The organism is Aureibaculum luteum (assembly GCF_003449015.1).
In the GTDB taxonomy this organism is placed as follows: domain Bacteria; phylum Bacteroidota; class Bacteroidia; order Flavobacteriales; family Flavobacteriaceae; genus Aureibaculum; species Aureibaculum luteum.
Map to the genome: position 1 here is coordinate 332,514 of NZ_QRGD01000002.1, position 25,666 is coordinate 358,179.

General features: G+C 33.1%; 12 protein-coding genes. All 12 read left to right on the plus strand.

Annotated features, from left to right (window positions below; all coding sequences use genetic code 11):
* The first annotated feature begins 42 nt into the window (after positions 1–42).
* The 12 genes from bglX (at position 43) to D3P13_RS06725 (ending at position 25,471) form a co-directional block, all read left to right on the plus strand.
* Complete coding sequence (bglX, locus tag D3P13_RS06670) at positions 43–2,355, plus strand: beta-glucosidase BglX (protein WP_198679983.1); 2,313 nt, start codon at positions 43–45, stop codon at positions 2,353–2,355.
* 86 nt (positions 2,356–2,441) lie between these two features.
* Positions 2,442–3,323 (plus strand): alpha/beta hydrolase, encoded by an 882-nt coding sequence (locus tag D3P13_RS06675; RefSeq protein ID WP_117880541.1) that lies wholly within the window; start codon positions 2,442–2,444, stop codon positions 3,321–3,323.
* 3 nt (positions 3,324–3,326) lie between these two features.
* Positions 3,327–4,976, plus strand: a complete 1,650-nt coding sequence (locus D3P13_RS06680) for a sulfatase family protein (protein ID WP_117880542.1) — start codon at positions 3,327–3,329, stop codon at positions 4,974–4,976.
* A gap of 52 nt (positions 4,977–5,028) precedes the next feature.
* A complete protein-coding gene (locus tag D3P13_RS06685; protein ID WP_198679984.1) occupies positions 5,029–6,231 on the plus strand; it encodes a PHP domain-containing protein in 1,203 nt (400 codons plus the stop codon).
* Positions 6,232–6,323: 92 nt separating this feature from the next.
* Complete coding sequence (locus D3P13_RS06690; protein ID WP_117880544.1) at positions 6,324–7,976, plus strand: sodium/sugar symporter; 1,653 nt, start codon at positions 6,324–6,326, stop codon at positions 7,974–7,976.
* 105 nt (positions 7,977–8,081) lie between these two features.
* Complete coding sequence (locus D3P13_RS06695; RefSeq protein WP_117880545.1) at positions 8,082–9,674, plus strand: NAD(P)H-hydrate dehydratase; 1,593 nt, start codon at positions 8,082–8,084, stop codon at positions 9,672–9,674.
* Positions 9,675–9,827: 153 nt separating this feature from the next.
* A complete protein-coding gene (locus D3P13_RS06700) occupies positions 9,828–12,068 on the plus strand; it encodes a GH92 family glycosyl hydrolase (RefSeq protein WP_117880546.1) in 2,241 nt (746 codons plus the stop codon).
* Positions 12,069–12,206: 138 nt separating this feature from the next.
* A complete protein-coding gene (locus tag D3P13_RS06705) occupies positions 12,207–14,480 on the plus strand; it encodes a DUF4838 domain-containing protein (RefSeq protein ID WP_117880547.1) in 2,274 nt (757 codons plus the stop codon).
* Between the two features lie 327 nt (positions 14,481–14,807).
* Positions 14,808–18,215, plus strand: a complete 3,408-nt coding sequence (locus tag D3P13_RS06710) for a SusC/RagA family TonB-linked outer membrane protein (RefSeq protein WP_117880548.1) — start codon at positions 14,808–14,810, stop codon at positions 18,213–18,215.
* An 18-nt stretch (positions 18,216–18,233) separates the two neighbouring features.
* Positions 18,234–20,093, plus strand: coding sequence for a SusD/RagB family nutrient-binding outer membrane lipoprotein (locus D3P13_RS06715; RefSeq protein WP_117880549.1), 1,860 nt, complete (start codon positions 18,234–18,236; stop codon positions 20,091–20,093).
* A gap of 523 nt (positions 20,094–20,616) precedes the next feature.
* Complete coding sequence (locus D3P13_RS06720; RefSeq protein WP_117880550.1) at positions 20,617–23,772, plus strand: SusC/RagA family TonB-linked outer membrane protein; 3,156 nt, start codon at positions 20,617–20,619, stop codon at positions 23,770–23,772.
* Positions 23,773–23,776: 4 nt separating this feature from the next.
* Positions 23,777–25,471, plus strand: coding sequence for a SusD/RagB family nutrient-binding outer membrane lipoprotein (locus tag D3P13_RS06725; RefSeq protein ID WP_117880551.1), 1,695 nt, complete (start codon positions 23,777–23,779; stop codon positions 25,469–25,471).
* Positions 25,472–25,666 lie beyond the last annotated feature (195 nt).

The following is a 25,666-nucleotide window of genomic DNA, read 5'->3' on the forward strand; positions in this document are numbered from 1 at the left end:
AAATATCCTAACCGAGAAATCAGGATTTAAAATCAAGTAAAAATGAATCGACTAAAATTACGAAACACCTTGTTTCTAATCACTTTTTCGTTACTTTTTATGTCTTGTCAAAGCCAAAAAGTAACCACTGTTCAGACCACATTATCAATCGAAGAAAAAGTAGATTCACTGTTAAATTTAATGACATTAGAAGAAAAAATTGGTCAATTAAATTTACCAAGTGCAGGCCAAATAACCACAGGGCAAGCTACAAATTCTGATATCGCTGGTAAAATTGAAAAAGGCTTAGTAGGTGGACTTTTTAATATAAAATCAGCCGCAAGTATTCATGAAATACAAAAAATTGCAGTGGAAAAAAGCCGTTTAAAAATTCCTTTACTTTTTGGAATGGACGTCATTCATGGCTATAAAACTACATTTCCAATTCCTTTAGGGTTATCCTCTTCTTGGGATATGGATCTTATTGAAGAAACGGCCAGAGTAGCAGCGAAAGAAGCCTCTGCAGATGGTATTAACTGGACGTTTTCTCCTATGGTTGATATATCTAGAGACCCTAGATGGGGTAGAGTTTCGGAAGGTTCTGGGGAGGATGTATATGTGGGTAGTAGAATTGCTGAAGCCATGGTAAAAGGTTATCAGGGTGAAGATTTAGCTCTAGATAACACCATTATGGCGTGTGTAAAACACTTTGCTCTATATGGTGCTGCAGAAGCAGGTAGAGATTATAATACGGTAGACATGAGTAAAATTAGAATGTATAACGAATATTTACCTCCTTACAAGGCTGCTGTTGATGCTGGTGTGGGTACAGTAATGGCGTCATTTAATGAAATAGATGGTGTGCCAGCAACGGGTAACAAATGGTTACTTACCGATTTATTAAGAAAGGATTGGGGATTTAATGGTTTTGTAGTCACTGATTATACAGGTATTAACGAAATGATAGCTCATGGTATGGGTGATTTGCAACAAGTGTCTGCTATGGCTTTAAAAGCAGGAAGTGATATGGATATGGTGGGTGAAGGTTTTTTAACCACACTAAAAAAGTCTATAGACCAAGGTAAAGTTAGTATAGATGAATTAGATAATGCCGTTAAAAAAATAGTAACTGCAAAATATAAGTTGGGACTTTTTGATCATCCATATCAGTACAGTAATGTTGAACGAGCAAAGAAGGAAGTTTTTACTAAAGAGAATAGAGATTTTGCAAGAAAAGTTGGTGCGGAATCAATGGTTTTATTAAAAAATGAAAATAATGTTTTACCATTAAAAAAATCAGGAACTATAGCTTTAATTGGCCCATTATCAAATACGGCGTTGAATATGGCAGGGACATGGAGCGTAGCAACAGATCAAGAAAAATCAATTCCCTTGTTGGAAGGTTTAAAAACAGTGGTCGGTAATAAAGCAACTATAGTACATGCCAAAGGAAGTAATGTGGATAATGATTTAGACTTTGAAAAACGAGTGACCATGTTTGGGAAAGAAATTCCAAGAGATGGTAGAACGGACAAAGATCTATTAGATGAGGCTCTAAACGTAGCTTCAAAAGCTGATGTTATCGTGGCTGCAATTGGTGAAACTGCTGAATTCAGTGGAGAGAGTAGTAGTGTAACTAATCTTCAGATACCACAAGTACAAAAAGAATTGTTGAATGCCTTATTAAAAACGGGTAAACCATTGGTTCTTGTGTTGTTTACAGGCAGACCATTGGCCATAACCGAAGAAGATAAAAATGTACCAGCAATTCTAAATGTATGGTTTCCAGGAAGCGAAGCAGGCTTAGCAATTTCAGATGTATTATTTGGTGATGTAAATCCTTCAGGTAAATTAACAGCTACGTTTCCGATGAATGTTGGTCAAGTTCCTATCTTTTATAATCATAAAAGTACGGGAAGGCCTTTGGGGAATAAGGAAGGCAGATTTGAAAAATTTAAAAGTAACTATTTAGATGTTAAAAATGAGCCTTTATATCCTTTCGGATATGGCTTAAGTTATACGACATTTGATTATGGTAAATTACAATTATCTACAAAAGAAATTTCATTTTCTGAAAAATTAACAGCCACTGTAACGGTTACGAATTCAGGAAATTATGATGGGGCAGAAGTAGTGCAACTTTATATTCGAGATAAGGTAGGAAGTGTTACCCGTCCCGTAAAAGAATTAAAAGGTTTTCAAAAAATATTCCTAAAAAAAGGAGAAAGTAAAAAGGTGAGTTTTACGCTATCAATAGAAGATTTGAAATTTTATAATAGTGATTTAAATTTTGTTGCGGAACCTGGCGATTTTGACATTGCGATTGAAGGCTCTTCTGCATTTGAGTTTAAAGAAGGTTTTGTCTTAAAAAAATAAAGAACTGAATGTACAATTGAAGCTGCTTAAATAACCTTATCAAGCTTAAACTTTTTGTTAAATTAGCATCTCAATAAAAATCAAAAATGAAAAAACTTACCACATTACTTATTTTTTTACTTTTAGCTACAGTTAATGCACAAACAAAAACGACCTATACCTACGCTATAAAAGGAAAGGATACGTTGCAATTAGATGTTTATCAGCCTGAAAACAGTGTAACTACAGCTACATTACCTACATTGTTATGGATGCATGGTGGTGGTTTTGGAGGTGGAGCAAGAGACGACGAACGGGAGCAAATATTAGCAGAATATGCAGCGAATAATGGTTTTGTAGGGATATCAATTTCATACCGTTTAATGAGAAAAGGGGAGCCTACAGGTTTTGGATGTAATTGTCCCAAAGAGGAAAAACTTATTACATTCAAAGGTGCCGCTGAAGATTATATGGACGCGGCATTATTTGTGACAAATAATGCAAAAAAATTAAATATAAATACAAATAAAATTATAGCTGGTGGTAGTAGTGCAGGAGCAGAGGGTATTTTAAATGCTGTGTACATGCGTGAATATTTTATTAAAAATTTAGAGAAATATAAAACAGTACAATTTGCAGGTGTATTTTCGTTGGCAGGAGCCATCGTAAATGCTAATTATATAACAAAAGAAAATGCAATTCCGACAGTATTATTCCATGGAACAGACGATAATTTAGTTCCTTTTGGTGCGGCATCACATCATTATTGTGATGTTGAAAAACCAGGATACCTTGTGTTGGAGGGCTCTAGTATTATTGCTGAAAAATTAAGGGAATTGGAAACCTCTTATTATTTTTATGTAAAAAAAGGTGGAAAACATGAAATGGCTGGAGTTCCTTTATATGATTTAGACAATGTGTTTAATTTTTTTAAACAAACCGTTTTAGATGATAAAACCATACAGATTAAGAAAATAAACAATAAATAAATTATGCATCATCTTCTCATTGTTATATTTTTATCTTTATTCTTGCTGTCTTGTAATAATAAACAGAAAAACAACAAAGAACAACTCGAGAAGCCTGCGAGACCGAATATAATATTTATAATGGCAGATGACCATGCCGAACAAGCCATTAGTGCTTATGGACATCCGATAAGTAAATTAGCACCAACGCCAAACATTGATAGAATAGCGGAAGCTGGAGTACGCTTTGATAATAATTTTAATACCAATTCAATTTGCGGACCAAGTAGAGCTGTTATTTTAACAGGGAAGCACAGTCATATTAACGGATTTAAAATGAATGGTGATAAATTTGATGGCAATCAAGTTACCTTACCAAAATTACTACAAAAAGAAGGTTATCAAACGGCTATCGTAGGGAAATGGCATTTACATGGATATCCACAAGGCTTTGATTACTGGAACATTATTGAAGATCAAGGGCACTATTATAATCCCGATTTTATACATAATGGAGATACAACAAGAATAGAAGGTTATGCCACAGATATAATTACAGACATGAGTTTAAAATGGTTGGAAGAAAATTCAAAAAAAGAGAAACCTTTTTTTATGATGATTCATCACAAAGCTCCACATAGAAACTGGATGCCTGCTCCAAGACACATGAACTTATATGATTCGGTTACCTTTCCTATGCCTGAAAGCTATTTCTCAAAACACGAAAATCAGTTATCAGCACAGCTGCAATTGCAAACAGTCTATAAGGATATGTATGAAGGGCACGACTTAAAAATGACACTAAGAAAAGGTAGTCCAGAATTAGCTCATAATCCATGGACAAATGATTTTGATAGAATGTCTTTTGAGCAACGAGCGGAATGGGACAAAGCGTATCAATCCAAAAATGATGCTTTTCATGATGCTAACTTGACAGGTAAAGCATTGGCGGTATGGAAATACCAACGTTATATGCAAGAGTATTTGGCTACCATTAAATCAGTTGATGAGGGGGTAGGTAAAGTTCTCGATTATTTAGAAGAAAATGAGTTGTCAGAGAACACTATTGTAATATACACTTCAGATCAAGGGTTTTATCTCGGAGAAAAAGGTTTCTTTGATAAACGCTATATGTATGAAGAGTCTTTAGGCATGCCTTTATTAATGAAATATCCTAAAGGTATTACAAAAGGAACAATAGTAGAAGCATTAACACAAAACTTAGATTTTGCGGAGACTTTTTTAGACTATGCCCAAGCTCAAATTCCCGCAGATATGCAAGGAAAATCACTAAAGCCATTGTTAGAAGGTAAGTTACAGGATAAGGATTTTAGAGATGCGATTTATTACCATTACTATGATTTTCCTGCATTTCATATGGTTCATAAGCAGTATGGAGTAAGGACAAAACGTTATAAGTTAATTCATTTTTATGATGATATTGACGCATGGGAGTTATATGACTTACAGACAGACCCAAAGGAGAATAAAAACCAAATAGATAACCCAGAATTCAAAGCGATAAAAGAAAGCTTATTAATTACATTAGATTCACTGCAAAAGGTATATAAAGTAACTGAAAAGGATTTTAAAAAGGCTTCAAAGAATGCGGTGAATCTTAATTATGAAAAATTTAAAAGGTTGAGAGGTACTGAACCTTTGATAGACTTTTAACAATTTATTTAATTTGTTTACCTTAGACGTTCTAAAAATAAACCGACCCCTTATGAAAATTACTGCTACAATTTGTAAACTTATTACCTTGTTAATTTTAGTGTGCATGGTGTCATGTACACCAAAAGAAAAACCAACGAAGAAGTGGTTGAAAGGGAATTTGCATGCCCATTCCTATTGGAGTGATGGCGACGATTTTCCAGAAATGATAATGGATTGGTATAAAACCAATTCATATGATTTTACGGTACTTTCTGATCATAACACCTTAAATGAAGGCGATAAATGGATTACGATATCTAAGAAAGAACATCTGCAAAAAGGATTTAAAAATTACCTAAACAAATTTGGGGAAGATTGGGTGGAGCATAAGTTAGACAGTGCAGATAACATACAGGTCAAATTAAAAACACTACAAGAATATAAGTCACTTTTTGAGGATGAAAGTTTTATAATGATTCCTTCTGAGGAAATAACAACTGGATTTGAAGGGAAGCATATTCATATCAATGCCACAAATATTCAGAAAGTAATTAAACCCTTAAAGGGCGATTCAAAAGTAGCTATAATTCAAAAGAATATAGATGCTATTCTCGCTCAAAGAAAAGAAATGAACGTACCCATTATGCCGCATATTAATCATCCAAATTTTGGATTTTCCTTAACGGCCGATGATTTTGTACAATTAAATAATGTGCAATTTTTCGAAGTTTATAATGGTCATCCCGCTGTTCATAATGAAGGCGATTCAACGCATTTAAGTACGGAACAAATTTGGGATGTTGTAAATACGGCATATGTACAAGAAAACAAACCATTGCTTTATGGTATAGCCTCAGATGACAGTCACCAATACCACCAATTCTCAAAAAAATATAGTAATGCAGGTAGGGGATGGGTAATGGTTCAATCAGATAGTTTAAAGCCAGAAAATATTATTACGGCAATGGAAGTCGGTGATTTTTATGCAACTACAGGTGTTCAATTGGAAGAGTTATCTCGAGAAAACAATGAATGGCACATAAAAGTAAAAGAAGAGCCTAATGTGAATTACAAGATTGAATTCATTGGTGTTACTGCGTCAGATAATAAAACAAAGATTATTAAAGCAGTCAATGGTTTAGAAGCTTCATTAGTTTTAAATGAAGATTATTTATTTATAAGAGCTCGAGTTGTTTCAACCAAAACAAATATTAATTTCTTTGATGAAAATGAATTTGAAAAAGCATGGATTCAGCCGATTACTTTTAAGTAAAATTACCTTTAAAAATGGAGGCAATATATTGCGACATTTTTTTAAATAAACGATATTTGTATATCAATTAACTAATCACTATTAATACAATTATGACAGCACATTTCGGATTTTGGGATTATTTTATATTTATAACCTATGCACTACTTATTTTAGGAGTAGGTTTATGGGTATCACGCGATAAAAAAGGACATCAAAAGAACGCTGAGGATTATTTTTTGGCGAGTAAGTCATTGCCATGGTGGGCAATTGGAGCTTCTTTGATAGCTGCGAATATCTCCGCAGAACAATTTATAGGGATGTCAGGATCAGGATTTGCTTCTGGATTGGCTATTGCCTCATACGAATGGATGGCCGCATTGACCTTATTAATTGTGGGTAAATATTTCTTACCTATTTTTATTGAAAAGGGTCTGTATACCATTCCCGAATTTGTAGAAAAAAGGTATTCTACCAATCTTAAGACCATTTTAGCGGTATTTTGGATTGCTTTATATGTGTTTGTCAACTTAACGACAGTGTTGTATTTAGGAGCTTTAGCCTTAGAAACGATTATGGGCGTACCTATGGTTTATGGTGTGTTGGGACTTGCACTTTTTGCGGCTGCCTATTCACTTTACGGTGGATTATCTGCTGTAGCATGGACAGATGTAATACAAGTCGTATTTTTAATATTAGGAGGCTTGGTGACTACTTATTTAGCCTTGGATACAGTTTCTGGTGGAAACGGTTTTTTAGCGGGACTTACCAGAGTTTATGAAGAAGTACCTGATCGTTTTGCGATGATCTTAGATAAATCAAATCCTGAATTTAAAAACTTACCAGGTATTGCTGTTTTGGTTGGAGGTATGTGGGTTGCCAATTTATATTATTGGGGTTTTAACCAATACATTATTCAAAGAACATTAGCCGCTAAATCATTAAAAGAAGCTCAAAAAGGAATATTATTAGCTGCTTTTTTAAAGCTTTTAATTCCCTTAATTGTAGTCATTCCAGGTATTGCAGCCTATGTAATGATCAATGACCCAGAAATTATGGCAAGTCTTGGTGATGCCGGATTAAAGAACTTACCCTCTTTAGAACAAGCCGATAAAGCATATCCATGGTTATTACAATTTTTACCAACGGGTCTCAAAGGAGTTGCCTTTGCCGCATTAGCAGCTGCAATCGTATCATCATTAGCTTCGATGTTAAATTCAACGTCAACCATTTTTACAATGGACATCTACAAACAGTATATCAATAAAAATGCAGATGATAAAAGTACGGTAGGTATGGGAAGAATATCTGCAGGAGTTGCTTTACTTATTGCAGCACTTTTAGCTCCACAATTGGGTAATTTAGATCAAGCATTCCAATTTATCCAAGAATATACGGGTATTGTTAGTCCTGGTATTTTAGCAGTATTTATGTTAGGTTTATTCTGGAAAAAAACAACAAATAAAGCGGCCATTATTGGTGCATTATCTTCCATTCCTATTGCTATGTATTTTAAAGTTGGTCCGAATGGATGGTCAACAAGTTCTTTATTTGTTGATGTTCCTTTTATGGATCAAATGGGATATACATTTATATTAACGATGGTAGTTATAATTATAGCCAGTTTAATACAACATCATGGCAAAAATGATGAAAAAGGTATAGATATTAAGAAGGGCTTATTTAAAACGAGTCCCGTCTTTAATATTGGTGCATTTGTAATTATGATTATATTAGTCTTATTGTATTCTGTATTCTGGAATTAAGACCATAACAATTACGTTTTTATTGTATTTTTTAATTAAACAACATTTTCTAATTCTAAATTAGAAAATGTTGTTTAATTTTATAGCATATAAGACAATAAAAATATGCCAAAAATTCTTTCTGTAAAACAATTATACGCAGCTGATACCGCAACGGTAAAAAAAAATGACATTAGTTTTATCGACCTAATGGAACATGTAGGTACGTTGTGTTTTCAATGGATTCATGATCGACTTCAAGGAGATCCGATAACCATACAAATATTTTGTGGTACAGGTAACAATGGTGGTGATGGATTGGTAATTGCGAGACATTTAAAACAATATGGATACAACGTTAAAACACATATTATTAATTGTGGTAATGATCGTTCGGAAGTCTTTCTTAAGAACTACGACAGACTAAAAGAAATTGGTGTTTGGGCAGAGATGATTACTTGTGAAAGTGAACTTCCAGCAGTGTCAGAAAATGACATGGTGGTAGACGCTATTTTTGGGTTAGGTTTAAGTAGAAAACCAGAAAATTTAATTAAAAAAGTTATTGAGCATATAAACGCTTCAAATGCCTTTGTGTTATCCATAGATTTCCCGTCTGGTTTATATGCAGAAAAATCTGTAACTGATACTGTATCTGTTGTAATGGCTTATCATACATTAACTTTTCAAACTCCCAAATTAGCATTTTTATTACCAGAGAATCGTTATTATACTAAAACTTGGGAAGTACTTGATATAGGTTTGGATGCCGAATATATTTACAACGCCAAAACTGATAATTACCTCCTGTATAAACAAGATATTAAACCAATGTATCGTTTTAGAGAGAAGTTTTCTCATAAAGGTGAATTTGGTCATGCTGTAATCATTGGAGGAAGCTATGGTAAAATGGGAGCTGTTACATTGTCTACAAGGGCCGCAATATCTATTGGTAGCGGTTTAGTTACTGCTCATATTCCACAATGTGGGTATCAAATTATACAAACTTCAGTTCCTGAAATAATGGTAGAAGTGGATGCCGAAAATGAAATGCAAAATTTTAATATAAAGGTTAATGCATCGGTTATAGGTATTGGAGTTGGTATGGGTACCCATATAGAGACGGTTAAAGGATTTACAAAATTTTTAAATAAAAATAAAGTGCCGTTGGTATTAGATGCAGATGCTTTAAACATTATTTCAAAAAATAAAGAATTACTAAAATTAGTACCAGAAAATTCTGTTTTAACTCCACATCCGAAAGAATTTGAAAGATTAGTAGGGAAATGGAAAAATGATTATGATAAATTAAAAAAACTACGTTCATTATCTAAAAAACATAAGATTATAATAGTACTAAAAGGAGCCTATTCAGCTATTGCTCATGAAGGTTCATTGTTTTTTAATTCTACAGGAAATCCTGCATTATCAACGGCGGGTAGTGGAGATGTGTTAACGGGAATAATTACAGGTTTAATTGCTCAAAATTACCATCCATTTGAAGCTGCCAAAATGGGTGTGTATTTGCATGGAAAAACAGCTGAATTAGCAATGAAGATAAAAGTTTATGAAACATTTATAGCTTCTGATATTATTGAATATTTATCTAGTGCTATTATGGATTTATTAATCAAAGAACCAAAGGTTGTTCCTCAAAAAGAAGCAACATCAGAAAATGATAAAAAAGCAAAACCTGATGAGGGAAAAGAAATGTATATATAACATTAAATTGTTGTGTTAGAATAGTTGATTGTCAGCTTTGTATAATGTTGTTAATAACTGCATAATAATTCGTCAATAAAGATTGATTTATTTTGATACTTTTGCGGAAAATTAAATGCTAACCTGCACAATTGCAGATAATAAGAAAAAATAATGCTCCCCTTAATTAAATTGTTCAATACCAAAATATTATTATTTTTTACCATAAGTTTTTTTATTAGTTTTTCGTCTATTGCACAACGTGCCGTAGATTATGTAAATCCTTTTATTGGTACTTCAAATTTTGGAGCTACAAATCCTGGTGCTATTGCTCCAAGAGGTATGGTAAGTGTCTCTCCTTTTAATGTAGCTGGCAAACAAAATAAAAACGAAAAAGATAGCCGGTGGTTATCCAATCCATATGTACATGAAAATGAATTCCTAACGGGATTTTCTCATGTAAATTTAAGTGGTGTGGGTTGTCCTGACCTTGGTGTTATTATTTCTATGCCTACTACTGGTGAGTTAGAAATAGACCATTTAAAATATGGCACTACCTATAAAGATGAAATAGCCAAAGCAGGTTATTATAGCACCACTTTAGATAAGTCGAGTATTAATGTGGAAACAACAGCAACTACTAGAGTTGGAGTAAGTAGATATAGTTTCCCCGCTGGTAAAGCAAATATTTTACTGAATTTAGGTTTGGGCTTAACAAATGAGCAAGGAGCCATGATTAAAGTAGTATCTCCAACAGAAATTGAAGGTATAAGAACGGTTGGTGGATTTTGTTATTACAAACCAGAAGAGACGTATCCTGTGTATTTTGTCGCACAAGTGAATGTTAAAAGTGACGAATTTGGAGTTTGGAAAAAAACAAGAAAGGAATCTGGCGTTGAATCAGAATGGATGGGGTATAACGGAAAGGATCGGTTTTATAAAAATTATTATAAAGAAGTAATGGGAGATAGTATTGGTGGCTATTTTTCATATAATTTTGATAAGCCGACAAAAGTGGAGCTGAAAGTAGGGGTTTCTTATGTTAGTATTGAAAATGCTAGAGAAAATTTAGAAAGAGAAACTTCAAATTTAACATTTTTAGAAATTTATCATAAAACAGAATTGGAATGGAATGATTTACTTTCTAAAATTTCAGTTGAAGGTGGAACAAAAGATGATAAAACGGTATTTTACACGGCCTTATATCATACGCTTATTCATCCCAATACATTGAATGATTACAATGGTGAATATCCTAAAATGAGTACTAGAGAGACCTTAAAAACGGATGGTACTCGCTATACTGTTTTTTCACTTTGGGATACCTATAGAAATTTACATTCATTAATGTCGTTAGTTTATCCAGAGCAACAGCTAAACATGGTAAATAGTATGCTTGATATTTATGACGAAAGCGGTTGGTTGCCGAAATGGGAATTAAATGCTACAGAAACGACTACAATGGTTGGCGATCCTGCAGGAATTGTTTTGGCAGATACTTATCTTCGTGGTATTCGTAATTTTGACATAGAGAAGGCATATGAAGCGATGGTGAAAAGTGCAGATCAAATTGATAGCAATCCGTTAAGGCCGGGTTTAAAAAAATATATTGAAAAAGGATACCTAACAAGTTCAGATGCGGGTTCAGTGTCTACAACACAAGAATATAATATTTCTGATTTTGCAATTGCTCAATTAGCTCAAGTACTTGGAAAAAAAGATGATGAAGAACGATTTAGAGAACGTTCAACTTCATATAGAAATCTATTTGATAAAGATTATAATTTGTTAAGGCCTAAAAATGATGATGGAACATGGTACAGTCCTTTTGACCCATTAGCAGGTGCAAACTTTACAAAAAATGTTGGTTTTATAGAAGGTAATTCTTGGCAGTATTCTTTTATGGTAAGTCATGATGCTGATTATTTAATAAGACTAATGGGCGGTAAGCGAGCATTTACAACGCAATTACAAGAAGTATTTGATAAAGGACATTTTGATATGGCTAACGAACCAGATATAGCCTATCCATATTTATTTAATTATGTAAAGGGAGAAGAATGGCGTACGCAAAATATGGTGAATGCTCTAAGAAGATCTTATTTTAAGAACACACCAGATGGCTTGCCAGGTAATGATGATACAGGTACCATGTCTGCTTGGATTATTTATACCATGATGGGTATTTATCCAGTAAGTCCTGCGGATCCAATGTATACATTAACTACACCTGTTTTTGATAAAATTACCATTGAATTAAATCCTAAATATTATAAAGGTAGAGTACTGGTAATTGAAAAAGAAGGATCTGGAAATATCGAAGAAATTTTATTAAATGGAGAAGAGCATAAAGGATATTTTATCAATCATTTTGAGTTGGTAAATGGCTTTAGATTAAAGTTTTTACTGGAGTAGCACAAAGAATACAGTGTAAAATTCTTTTTATTATTAGATAATCTACTATTTATAAGTTCATAGTTGTTGTTTGTCGATTAGATTATTGATTTATAGAAGTCTAAATTATATTTGAAAGTGGATATTTAAATATAAACTATGACTTTTTCAAACAGAATTAACAAATTTCGGATAAAAACAAAAGTTATAAGCATTGGAATATTTTGCTTACTATTTAGTAATGTTTTTATTTCATGTTCTGATAGTAATATCAAATTGACAACTAATGGAACAACAGCTTATGAAATTGTTTATATTGGAAAAACATCTGAAAGTGTATATCAATCAGCAGCAATACTTAAAAAATATATAGACAAAATTGCAGGAACGGATATCAAACTAGTAGATGAGGGGTCTCAAAATAAAAAAAGTCATAAAGTATATGTAGGCGGTCTTAATGATTTGAGTTTGACTCCACATGAAGTGAGTATCCAACTAAAAGATAAAAACATTTTTATTTCTGGAGGGTCTGATAACGCATTACAGAATGCTGTTTATATTTTTATAGAGGATTATTTGGGTGTCAAATGGTTTTCACCAATTGTAGAGAAAATTCCTTCGCAAAATACAATTTCGATACCCGATACTATTAGTTATAATTATAAGCCAGAAATTACTACAAGAACGGTACATTCAAGATTATTTTATGAGAACGATGAATTTGCTGACAAATTAAAAGTTACTACAGAAGCTTTTCCTACTTATGTGTCAGATGCAAGAGTCCATACTTTTCATAAATTTATTCCTGAAGAAAAATTTTACAAAGAACATTCTGAATATTTTGCGTTAAGAGAGAATAAGAGATTGCCTACACAATTATGTTTGACGAATATTGATGTATATAATATAGTAAAAGATTCTGTGGCTTCTTTATTTAAGAAAAACCCCTTAGCGAAAGTTGTATCCGTAAGTCAAGATGACAATACACAATATTGTCAATGTGAAAATTGTTCAAAAATTGATGAAGAAGAGGGGAGTCCAGCTGGTTCGTTGATTTTGTTTGTAAATAAAATTGCTGAAAATTTCCCAGATAAGCAAATATCAACATTGGCGTATCAACATACTAGAAAGCCTTGTAAAACTAAACCAAGAGAAAATGTATTGATTACACTATGTTCCATAGAGTGTGATAGAAGTGCTCCAATTACAGAAAAGTGCAATGATTTTACGGAAGATTTAATGGGATGGAGTAAGTTGACAGATAATATCCGTATTTGGGATTATACCACACAATTCACTAATTTTTTGGCTCCATTTCCAAATATGAACACCTTACAACCTAATGTTCAATTATTCAGAGATAATAATGCAAAATGGGTTTTTGAACAACATAGTAATAACCCAAGTGAGTTATTTGAATTACGCTCATATATTACGGCAAAATTATTATGGAATCCTGATTTAGATGTTGATAGTTTAATTACTGAATTTACAGATGGTTATTATGAAGAGGCAGGAGTGTATGTTAAAAAATATGTCGATTTAATTCATGCGGAACTTAAAAAACATCCTGATTTTTTCTTATTTCTTTATGGAGATCCCTCACAGGCTTTTGATTCTTATTTGAATCCTGAATTATTAGAGATTTATAAAGGATATTTTGATGCTGCGGAAAAAGCTGTGGCTACAAAACCTGAAGTATTAAAAAGGGTAAAAGAAGCTAGATTAAGTACTGATTATGCTATTTTAGAAGCTGCTAAACAGAATCTTAATTCACAACTTTCCTTAGTATCTCAAGAAAATCCCAACAGTGCCAATGTGTTTATTAAAGAAAAATTGGAAGACTTTTACAAAACGTGTAAGGCTGCTGATATTAACTTAATGAATGAAATGGGCTTTACAGTAGAAGAATATTATAATTCTTATAAAAAAACAATTGAAGTCGCCATAAAACCTAATATAGCCAAAGGCAAAAAAGTAACCTTACTCACCAAGCCTAAAAAGTATGCTAATGAAAACCCACAGGTATTAACCGATGGAGCTCTTGGTGGTAATAATTTTTATGCCAATTGGTTAGGCTTCGAAGGCAATCATTTAGAAGCGGTTATAGACTTAGATTCCATACAAACCATAAGTTCTATTTCTACAGCATTTTTACAAGTTACAAATCATGTTGTTTTTTATCCTTTAAATGTTAGTTATTATTACTCAAATGATAACAAAACATTCAAGAAGTTAGGTGTCTTGGTCAATGATGAGCCCTTAAGTAAAACTAGCAAAATAAATGACATCAAATATTTTGAATTTACTTTCCCAAAAGTTGCTGCTCGTTATATTAAAATAAAGGCTGAGAATATGAATACAGCTCCGTATTGGCATCATGCTGCTGGGCTACCAAGTTGGATTTTTGCAGATGAAATAATTGTGGAATAGTTTTAGGTTAGCATATATCAAAATCATGAACGTGTTTAATAGTCTGCTTTAATTTTATTGTAATTTAGTTTTCCTTATTGTGCTAAAATCAGGTCTAAGATTACAATTCATATAAATACTTATGACAATTATTATTCAATAAATTTAAGTTTAATTGAGTTCTTTCTACATATAAGAATTCCTAATAAATGGTGTTAAATTATCTTACTAAAAAAGACATCTTATTTCTATAGTTATTGAACTATTTCTGCTGGTTGTTAGTCGAAATTATTAGTTGAGTTTTATGATAACTTTAACTTTGTATTCATAAACTCAAAATATATTTTTATGAAACAAATTTTATTTAAGCTGTTGTTTTTTACTATAGTATTATGTTCGCATAGTATCTTAGCACAAACAACAGTGACAGGAACAATTACAGATGCAGCAGGTGGCGAAACCCTTCCTGGTGTAAACATAATTGAAAAAGGCACAACCAATGGTATTACCTCCGATTTTGATGGTAATTACAGTATAGATGTTGCTGAAGGAGCCACTTTACATTTTTCTTTTATTGGTTATACACCAAAAGAAGTTGTTGTAAATGGACAAACTACAATTAATATCATTTTAGCTGAAAGTGCCGAGGCACTTGACGAAGTGGTAATTACTGCATTAGGAATCAAGAGAGAAGTGAAGTCTCTTGGTTATTCTATGACAGAATTGAAAGGTGAAGAATTGTCAAAAACGAATACCGTTAACCCGGTACAAGCTTTACAAGGCCAAGTTTCTGGTGTTAGTATTGGTAGCTCTGATGGTGGTCTTTTTGGTAACTCTAAAATACAGGTACGTGGAGTGTCAACTTTAAACTCTAGTAACAACCAGCCTATATTTGTAATAGATGGTGTTATTTTAGAAAATGGTACTTCCAATGAGAGTGCAGACTGGAATGGTAGTTCAAATGATTATGGTAATATTCTTAAAAACCTAAATCCTGATGACTATGCTAGTGTTTCTGTATTAAAAGGAGCCGCTGCCACAGCGTTGTATGGTTCAAGAGGTATTAATGGTGTTGTTTTAATTGAAACTAAAGATGGTGCAGGGTCAAAAGGTTTAGGCATTTCTGTAAAACAATCTTTTGGTGTTGACCATGTATATAAACAACCAGCATTACAAAATGAATATGGACCTGGTACTTTAGCAGGGTATATTGGCTATGGTAATAAGGATACTAACGGTGATTATTTCAGTTATGATACGGAACAATTTTATTATAATGATGATGGAGATAGAACATTAATTAATCATGCAGGTGGTGGACTAAGTTATGGACCTAAATTTGATGGTCAACCAATAATTGACTATGATGGAAATGTAATACCTTATAGTGCCAATACGAATAATATGAAAGATGCCTATGATGATGGGTTTAATTCAAATACTTCTGTATCATTGAGTGGTGGTAATGAAAAAGGTAATTTTTACTTATCAGATTCTTATAATACAAGAACTGGAACATTGCCAAACAATAAATTTGAGAGAAATTCAATGTTATTTTCTGGTTCATATAACTTAGCATCTTGGTTAACAGCCAATGCAAGTGTATCATATACTACATCTATCTCTAAAAACCCTAGAAATGATATTTCTCAGAGTTTCTTTGATGGTACTTTTGAAAGAACTTACAATACGGAAAAGTATCAACAAGAGCAATATTGGTTAGCTTCTCATGGAGGTGTTACTAATGCCGCTTATGGTGATGAGTTCGCAAATGCACCAAATAGAGGTTTATGGTTTTCTTATGAAAAAAATAACCAAGAAAGAAAAGAGCAAGTGACTAGACCTATAGTACGTTTAACAGCTACTGTTGCAGATTGGCTTACGATTACTGCAGAAGGTAATATGAACTTTTATACTACTAAATATGAACAAAAGGATTTAGGTAGTGGTTATGCTATGGAAGGTGGTTATTATCAATTAAGTCATGCTGATGATGTGAGTAAAACAGGTAAATTAACTTTTAATTTCACTAAAGAATTTAATGAAGATCTAAAAGGTAGTTTATTGCTTGGTGGTGAAATTTGGGATCAAGAAAAGTCTAATACCAGAGTAAACACTGATGGTGGATTGATTGTTCCGGGTAGATTCTATTTGGGGAACTCAAAGAAAACACTTCAGTCAGACGGTGGAATTTATGCTACCAAACAAATTAATTCAGCTTATTTTATGGCAGATTTGTCTTATAAAGAGCAATTATACCTAACGGTAACAGGTAGAAATGACTGGTCATCTGCTTTAGTATATACAGACGGTACAGGTAATAATTCTTATTTTTACCCTTCAGTATCAACATCATGGATTTTTAACCAAACTTTTGAAATGCCAAAATGGGTTAGTTTTGGTAAATTAAGAGCATCATGGGCACAAGTGGGTAGTGATACCGATCCTTATTCAATTAACAGAGGATATTCAGGTGACAGGTATGAATTAAGTGGCGGTTTTGCTTATACAAACTCTGTAAATTCTGTTTTAGTAGATAGAAGTATAAAACCTGAACTTAAAAACTCGTTTGAAGTGGGTGCTGATGTTAGATTCTTTAAAAATCGTTTAGGAATTGACTTTTCTTATTATAACGAGACAATTACAGAGCAAATAGGTCAAGTGCCTATTCCTTCAGTTTCTGGTTATAATGGATTGTTAACAAATGTAGGTACACTTACCAATACTGGTATTGAACTATCTTTAACAGGAACACCAATTAGAACAGATGATTTTAGTTGGAATTCTACCTTTAATTATTGGAAGAATACAACTAAAGTAAAAGACTTACATGCTGACTATGGTGCATATAAAACGTTAGGGGGTAATATCAATTATGGTAACTTCCGTGTTGGTTCTGTAGCTTATGAAGGTGGTGAATATGGAGTATTGATGTCTGATGCGGCTATCAAAGAGTACCAAGCTACTGACGTTAACGGTAATGAAATAGATAATCCAAATAATGGAAAGAACTTATTAACTTGGGTTGATTCAAGACGTGGTGCATATTTTCAAAGAACAGGTGTGGCAACTGAAGTAGGTAAAATACAACCTGATTTTGAAGGATCTTGGAATAATGAATTTAGATACAAAGGATTTAGTTTCTCTGTATTGTTAGATGCACGTTACGGTGGTCATATTGCTTCTTATAGTAGCCGTTACGGAACTGCTTATGGTTATTTAGAAGAATCTTTAAGAGGTAGAGATGCCGAACATGGTGGTGTAACTTGGACTTCTCAACATGCAGACGAACAAGGAAGAGAGTACTCAGATGGTATAATTCCTGATGGTGTTTTTGAAGATGGGCAAATGGTTACAACTCCAAGTGGATCTAGCGTAGATGTTGGAGGGATGACGTATCAAGAAGCTTTTGATGCAGGTTATGTTGAGCCTACCCATGCAAGTTATTACAATTACAGAATTAATTCTTGGGGACAAGGTGTTGTAAACCCTGATTGGTTTACGGAATTAAAATATATTGCAGTTCGTAATATATCAATCGGTTATAACTTACCAAAGTCAGTAAGTAGCAGTATAGGAGCATCTAATCTTTATTTAGGTTTGAATGGTAGAAATCTAGGTTATTTATACAATTCTATGCCTAATGACATTAACCCTGAAAGTTTTAGAGGAACATCAAGTACAGAATCATATAGAGAACGTGCTTTTGCTCCATATTTGTCAAGTTATACTATGACTATTCTTTTAGATTTTTAATATAAAATAGATAAAAAAATGAAAAAAATATTTCAATTCATATTAACGATGTCAGTCCTATTTGTTGTAGGATGTGACAAAGATGATTTTGCAGATAAGAACAGTAACCCTTCTGAGCTTTCTCAAGCGGATACTAGGTTTCAAGTTACACAGACCATCAATCAAATGTATAATGATGATTATACGATATGGTTTTATAATAATTTTGATTATATCTATCCTTGGAGCCAAATTACTACGGCAAGTGCCGGAGGTGGTAATAGTGAACTAATGGTAGAGATGGATAACGCAGGTGGACATTCTACCTACCCAACATTTTTTGCAAATATTAGAGATATACGGTCTAAAATAGATGCATTACCAGAAGAGGATAAAGCTCAAAGTTTGGGAATGAAAGGGATGACTTATCCTATATCTATCCAAACTTTTATGACCCAAACTGATGTTTCAGGTTCATTGGTGTATTCTGAAGGGGCAATGGCACCATATACAACACCTGCTCTTATTACGCCAATTTATGACAATCAAGAATTACTTTTTAACACTTGGTTAGAGGAGTTAAATGCAGCTATTCCTTTATTAATGGCAGAAGACCAAATAGATATGGGTGCTCAAGATTTAATCTATAATGGTGATTATATGAAGTGGGCAAAGTTTGCTAATTTGTTAAAATTAAGAATTGCAGCAAGGCTCGTTAATAAAGATAAAGCTCGAGCGATCCAAATTGTCGAAGAAGTAGTCAATTCAGCTGCTGGATATATGGATGAATTAGGCGACGATTTTATTTACCAAAAAGGTATCGAATATTATGGTACAGGTAATGGACAACAACCAGGTATCGGTGCAAAAAATCTTGTCGATTTTATGGTAGACAATAAAGATCCAAGAGTTAGAGTATTGTTTGAAAAAAATGATTTTAATGGGGAAGTGGTACAAGCATTTATTGATGCAGGTAAACCTTTACCTCCTTATGTAGATCAATACGTTGTAAAAGATGGAAGCGGTAATTTTTCAGGTTGGTCAGGTCCAGGAGAACCATGGGTGAGATACTTTGGTGTACCATTGGCTCCTGATGCCGTATTGGCGTCAGAAAATGACATTTACTTTAGTCAAGGTATAAGAAATAGAATTAGTGAAGGAGGTGTTGAGAAAACATATACTTCTACTTCTGATTTTTCTGAAAGATTAACACGTACAAGATTTTCTTTTACATATCCTACAAAACCAGGAGGTAGATTCTTAGAATTAAAAGATAATTATCCACCACTAAAAGTAATATTAGGGAGTGCTGCAGAAACCAACCTTTATTTAGCAGAGTTTAAATTATTAGGTGCTAATATTGCTGGAGATGCACAAGAATACTTTAATAAAGGTGTTGAGTTATCGATTATGCGTATGGACAAAATAGCTGAAGAACACAGATATCCTTACTATGACAATGACCCTGTATATGATGATGCAAGTATAGCTTCAGCCGGAGCAACTAAATTACAAGCTAATGAAATTACAGCTTTATTGGCAAGACCTGCTTATGATTTAAGTACTGATGGCTTAGAAAAAGTTTATATACAACAATTGATTAACCATGCTGGTACACCACATGATACATGGACAACTGCACGTCGTTCAGGTGTACCTAAAACTGGTAGTGCTGTATGGCCAAGAGAACCTTTCTTATCTGGTGGTGTAGATTTAACGGTACCACGTAGATTTAAATCATCTGAACCATTAGAGTCAAGTAAAAACTATGCGAATGAACAAGCAGCTTTAGATGAAGAAGGTTTTACTCCTGGTAGTAATGACCCAGTTCTTTTAAATACACAAAGACTTTGGTTTGATAAAGAAAACCCTCAATATGGAGCAGGACCAAATAACTAAGAACAATTCCTTTATGTTTTTACTTGTTTTTACAAATTAAACGCTCCTATGGAGAGAGTAGAACTTCTAGTTTAGCCACATCTGTGCTTTAAAATATAGTTCTTGTTAAGTTTGTTATTTGAGTTAGTAATTAAAAAGAGTCTGAGAAATCAGACTCTTTTTTTATTTTACAATTAACATTTTTATTTTCTGAATTTATTGATGATTTTATTTTTTTATTGAATACGTAGTATTAGTATTAATGAAAAATTACTTCTTATGAATGGGTTTAAATAGTATTAACATTTATCTAAAAAGAATTGAGATTTTAATAGATTTAGAACTTGAAAAATATTCCAATTTTTTTATGTTGTTTTTTTGGAACTTCCTTATTATCATTTATTAATAAATTCAAGGAATTATTAAAGAAACAATATATTAATCCAGTTATTAAGTAGAAAAAAAATGTTGTTGGTCGAAATTATTAGTAAAATTTTAGGATAATTTATTATCTTTAACTCAATAAACTCAAATTAATATATTTATGAAAAAAAATTTATCAAAACTGCTGTTTTTTGTTGTAGTATTATGTTCACATAGTATCTTCGCACAATCAACAGTAACAGGAACTATCAAGGATGCTGCAGATGGAAGTACGCTTCCAGGTGTTAACATCATCGAGAAAGGTACATCTAATGGTGTAACCTCAGATTTTGACGGGAAGTATAGCATTGACGTATCCGAAGGTGCTGTATTACAATATTCTTTTATCGGATATACTCCTCAAGAAATTACAGTAAACAATCAAACAGTTATTAACCTTTCTTTAGCTCAAAGTGCTGAGGCTTTAGATGAAGTGGTAATAACAGCCTTAGGTATTTCGAGAGAGAAAAAGGCATTAGGTTATGCTATTTCTGAATTGAAAAGTGATGATTTAAATGTTGCTAAAGAAACCAATGTAGTAAATTCTTTATCAGGTAAGGTTGCTGGTGTTGTGTTAACACAATCAACTTCTGGTCCTGCCGGTGGTACACGTGTTGTAATTCGTGGTAACAATTCAATTACAGGTAATAATCAACCTTTATATGTAGTTGATGGTGTGCCAATTGATAACTCTGGTATAGGTTCTGCCGCAGGTAATGGTGGTGGAGAGTATTCTAGATCGGATTTTGGTACTGGTGTATCAGATATTAATCCAGAAGATATAGAATCAATGTCTATATTAAAAGGACCAAATGCAGCGGCATTATATGGTTCAAGAGCCAGTAATGGGGTAATTATAATAACGACTAAAAGGGGGAAAATGAATTCTGGATTAGGTGTAAGTATTTCATCTAGTGCAACTTTCGAAAATCCTTTATTATTACCTGAATATCAAAATGATTATGGTAGAGGTAGTAATGGTAATTTTCCTGAAATACCAGTTGGAGGTACATTAGAAGAACAATTAGCTGCTGTTAAAAGTAATTCTTCATGGGGGCCGAAATTTGATGGTTCTCAACAATTGTATTATAATGGAGAAATGAGAGAGTATTCAGCACAACCTGATAATGTAAAAGATTTTTTCAGAACAGGTACTACATTTACGAACTCAGTTACTTTAAGTGGTGGTGGAGAAAAGTCATCTGTTTTATTTTCTTATACACATACAAAAGCAGAAGCTATTGTGCCAAACTCTGATGTAAGAAGACATAACTTTAATTTAAGAGGTTATTCTAAGTTAACAGATAAATTTACCTTAGATGCAAAGGTAACCTACTTTCAACAAGATGCAAACAATAGAGTGGTTCAAGGTACAGAAGGTCTCATGGCATATGTATATGGAATACCAAGAAATATTGACATTAGAGACATGGAGAAATATCAAGATTTAGAAAATCCAGTTAATCCAGACAGACCTTATGATGTTATTTCTACAAGTTCAGCTGGAGGAAATCCATACTGGATCTTAAATCATGATATTAATGAAGATACCAGAACACGTGTAAATGGTTTTGCCAAAATAAATTATGAATTTACAGATTATTTATCTGCATTTGCAAGAGTAGGTACAGATGTTGTAAAACACGACACTTATGGTGTTAGCCAATGGGGACATCATTTCCAACCAACTGGCTCTTTAGGGATTAGCGAAAATAGTATCTCGGAAACGAATGCTGACTTCTTATTTATTTTTAATAAGGATATATCAGATAAATTTAATATAGCAGCTAATTTTGGTGGTAACCATTCATATAGAACTAGAAAAGGTATTGGAATTAGTGGAAGAGGATTTAAGGTGCCAACGAGAGTTACAGTTTCTAATTTAGTTGATCCGCAACAATCATATACACCTTTACAAGAGAAAAAAGTGAATTCATTATATGGATCAGCTTCATTCGCTTATGATAGCTACTTATATTTAGATTTAACAGGAAGAAATGACTGGTCTTCTACGTTGTCTGCCGATAACAGATCTTATTTTTATCCATCTGCAAGTTTAAGTTTTATACCGAGTCAAGCATTTGATTTTTCAAGTTCTCCAATTAATTTTTTAAAGTTTAGAGGTAGTTGGGCACAAGTAGGTAATGATACAGGTGTTTACCAATTAACAGAAACCTTTAATTTGGCGGCAAATGGATATTTGGATTTGGTGCAAATTTCAAGACCATCTGTTAAATATAGTCCAGACTTAAAACCAGAACAGGTAACATCTTCAGAGGTTGGTCTAGAATTCAAAATGTTTAACAATCGCTTTTTTGGAGATTTATCTTATTATAGTATAACATCAAAAGACTTAATTTTTGACGTACCGGTTCCAGCAGCAACTGGGTATAGTACGTTTAGAGAAAATGTTGGGGAGTTATCAAATAAAGGTTTTGAAATTCTAATAGGTGGTACTCCAGTAAAAACGGATGATTTAGAATGGGTAATCTCAGCTAATATTTCAAAAAATGAAAATAAGTTAGTTTCATTAATTGATGACCTCGATAATTTCTCGTTCGCAGGTAATAATGGTGGTGATGTTCAAGTACAAGCAACTGTTGGTGGTGGATTTGGGGATATTTATGGTAGAACATGGAAGAGAGTTGAAGAAGGTGTAGATGCTGGAAAATTATTATTGAGTAGTGAAGGAAGACCTCAAGCCGAAAGTGAACTTAAGAAGTTAGGAAACTATCAACCTGATTATGTAGGTGGTATTACTAATAATATTAATTACAAGAATTTAGGATTAAGTTTTTTAATTGATTTTAGAATTGGAGGTCAAGTTTATTCAGGTACAGATGCAGCCTTAGATGGAAGTGGTACTTCAGTTAGAACATTGCAATACAGAGAAAGTGGTGTGGTTGTTGATGGTGTTATAGCCAATGACCCAGCCGATCCAAGTGCAGGTTATACTCAAAATACGACAAATATTACAGGTCAACAATATTGGGGATCTGTTAGTGGTATTACAGAGAATTATATTTATGACCAAACGAATTTTAGAATGCGTGAAATTGCATTGACCTATAGAATACCTGGAAAAATACTAGAAAATGCATTTATAAAAAGTGCTTCTATTAATTTGATTGGAAGAAATTTATTCTTTATTTCAAAGAAAATTGATAATTTTGATCCAGAATCAAGTTATTCGACGAGTAACTTCTCACAAGGTTTATTATATTATAATTTACCAACAACGAGAAGTATAGGTTTAAACTTAAATATTAAATTTTAAAAATATGAAAACAAATATAATTAAATTATGTTTATTGATTTTTGTAGGTACGTTAATATCATGTACTGGTGATTTCGATGAGATCAATCAAAACCCAAATGGGTTTACAGCAGATGATGTAAGTGCAAAATTCTTTATTACAGAGCCTCAGTATAAATTATATGCTGAAGATCGCTATCCTTATTGGAGAGCTCAGTTAATTCATACGGACCGTTATGCTGGTCATTTCACATTCGGACATAGTGGTTCTTGGTGGAGTGACGGTTTAGGTTATGATTATTCTTCAGGATATACTGATGCTGCATGGGGTTGGTTATCAGGAGAGTTTGGTAAGATTGATGGTTTTATGAAATTAGTAAAATCTGGTGGTGAATTTGAAAATGAATACATGTACGCCGTTGGTTTAATCATGAAATCGTTGTATTTCCAAATGTATACGGATACTTGGGGTATGGTACCTTATAGTGAAGCTGGTGTTGAAGGAATTGTAACACCTAAATATGATGCTCAAAAGGATATTTATAAAGGAATTATTGCTGATTTAGATGCAGCAATGGCTACTATCGGTGATGCAGAGAGAACTGGAACAGGTATTAATGACCTCGGTGAGAATGATGTGTATTGTGGTGGCGATTTACAGAAATGGAAAAAATTAGCCAATACATTAAAATTACGAATAGGAATGAGAGCTCTAGGAGCAACTGGAGATGATTTTGCAACAGGAGCAATTAATCAAGCATTATCAGCAGATTTATTAGATGCAACTTCTGGTAGTATTTTAATGGATAAGGATGAAATCATTAGTCAATGGGGGAGTGCTGCATATGGTGATGTTTGGCATAACTTTGGTGGTTTAGGGTCTAAATGGACAGTTGGTAAAACACTAATTGATCATTTAAGAAATTATAACGATCCTAGATTGTCGGTATTTGCGAAACCTGTTGAAGGTGGTGAGGTAACTATTACCAAGCCAGCCAGTGGTGAAACAGCGGACAACTTTTGGGTTCGTGCGAACTTTTTATCAAGTATTTTTGATGCCGCAGGTGCTACATATACGAGAACGGATGCCGCAGATCAAGTTACCTTTAATGTACCAGCAGGGCAATATATTGGCCAACCGACTAGATTAAGAGGTGAAATGTCATCTTTTGCTAATTTTAAATTTTTCAGTACGCCTTCTGATTTAGTAATAAGAGCTAAAAATGATGGTGCTATGTATCCTGAAATTGTACTCACAAGTGCAGAGGCTTATTTTTTACAAGCAGAAGCTGCAGTTAGAGGTTTAGGTACTGGTGATGCTCAAGAATTATTAGCAATGGGTATAAAAGAGGCTATGAAAGTTTGGGGTATTTCTGGTGGAGATGCAGATACATATATAGCTCAATCAGCAATAGCAGATATTTCTGCTGGTACCATGGAGCAAAAATTAGAAAAAATAGCAATTCAAAGATGGTTAAATACATATACTGATGGTTTTGAAGGTTGGGCTGTTGTTAGAGATACAGGTTATCCATCTGAATTAGCTACAGGAGTTAATAACCAAGTTATTTTTGCAGACGGTGATTTAGCTGGACAATACCCTCAACGTTTACGTTATGGTACTGCTGAGCAAACAAGTAATGAAGCTAATTACAATGCGGCCGTTGCAGCTCAAGGAGAAGATGTACAAGCTACTAAATTATGGTATGCGAAGCAATAATTAAATACTGAATATATTAATAGTTTAAAAGAGCCTGAGAAATCAGGCTCTTTTTTTGTTAAATAATGATCTAAAAATGTGATTAATTAACGTAGAGATGTCGTTTGTGCGTTAAAAACTGTCGTTAGTCGAATTGGTTATTCAATTTTAAGAAAATTTTAACTATCTTTCCTACCTTATTAACTCAAAAACTTT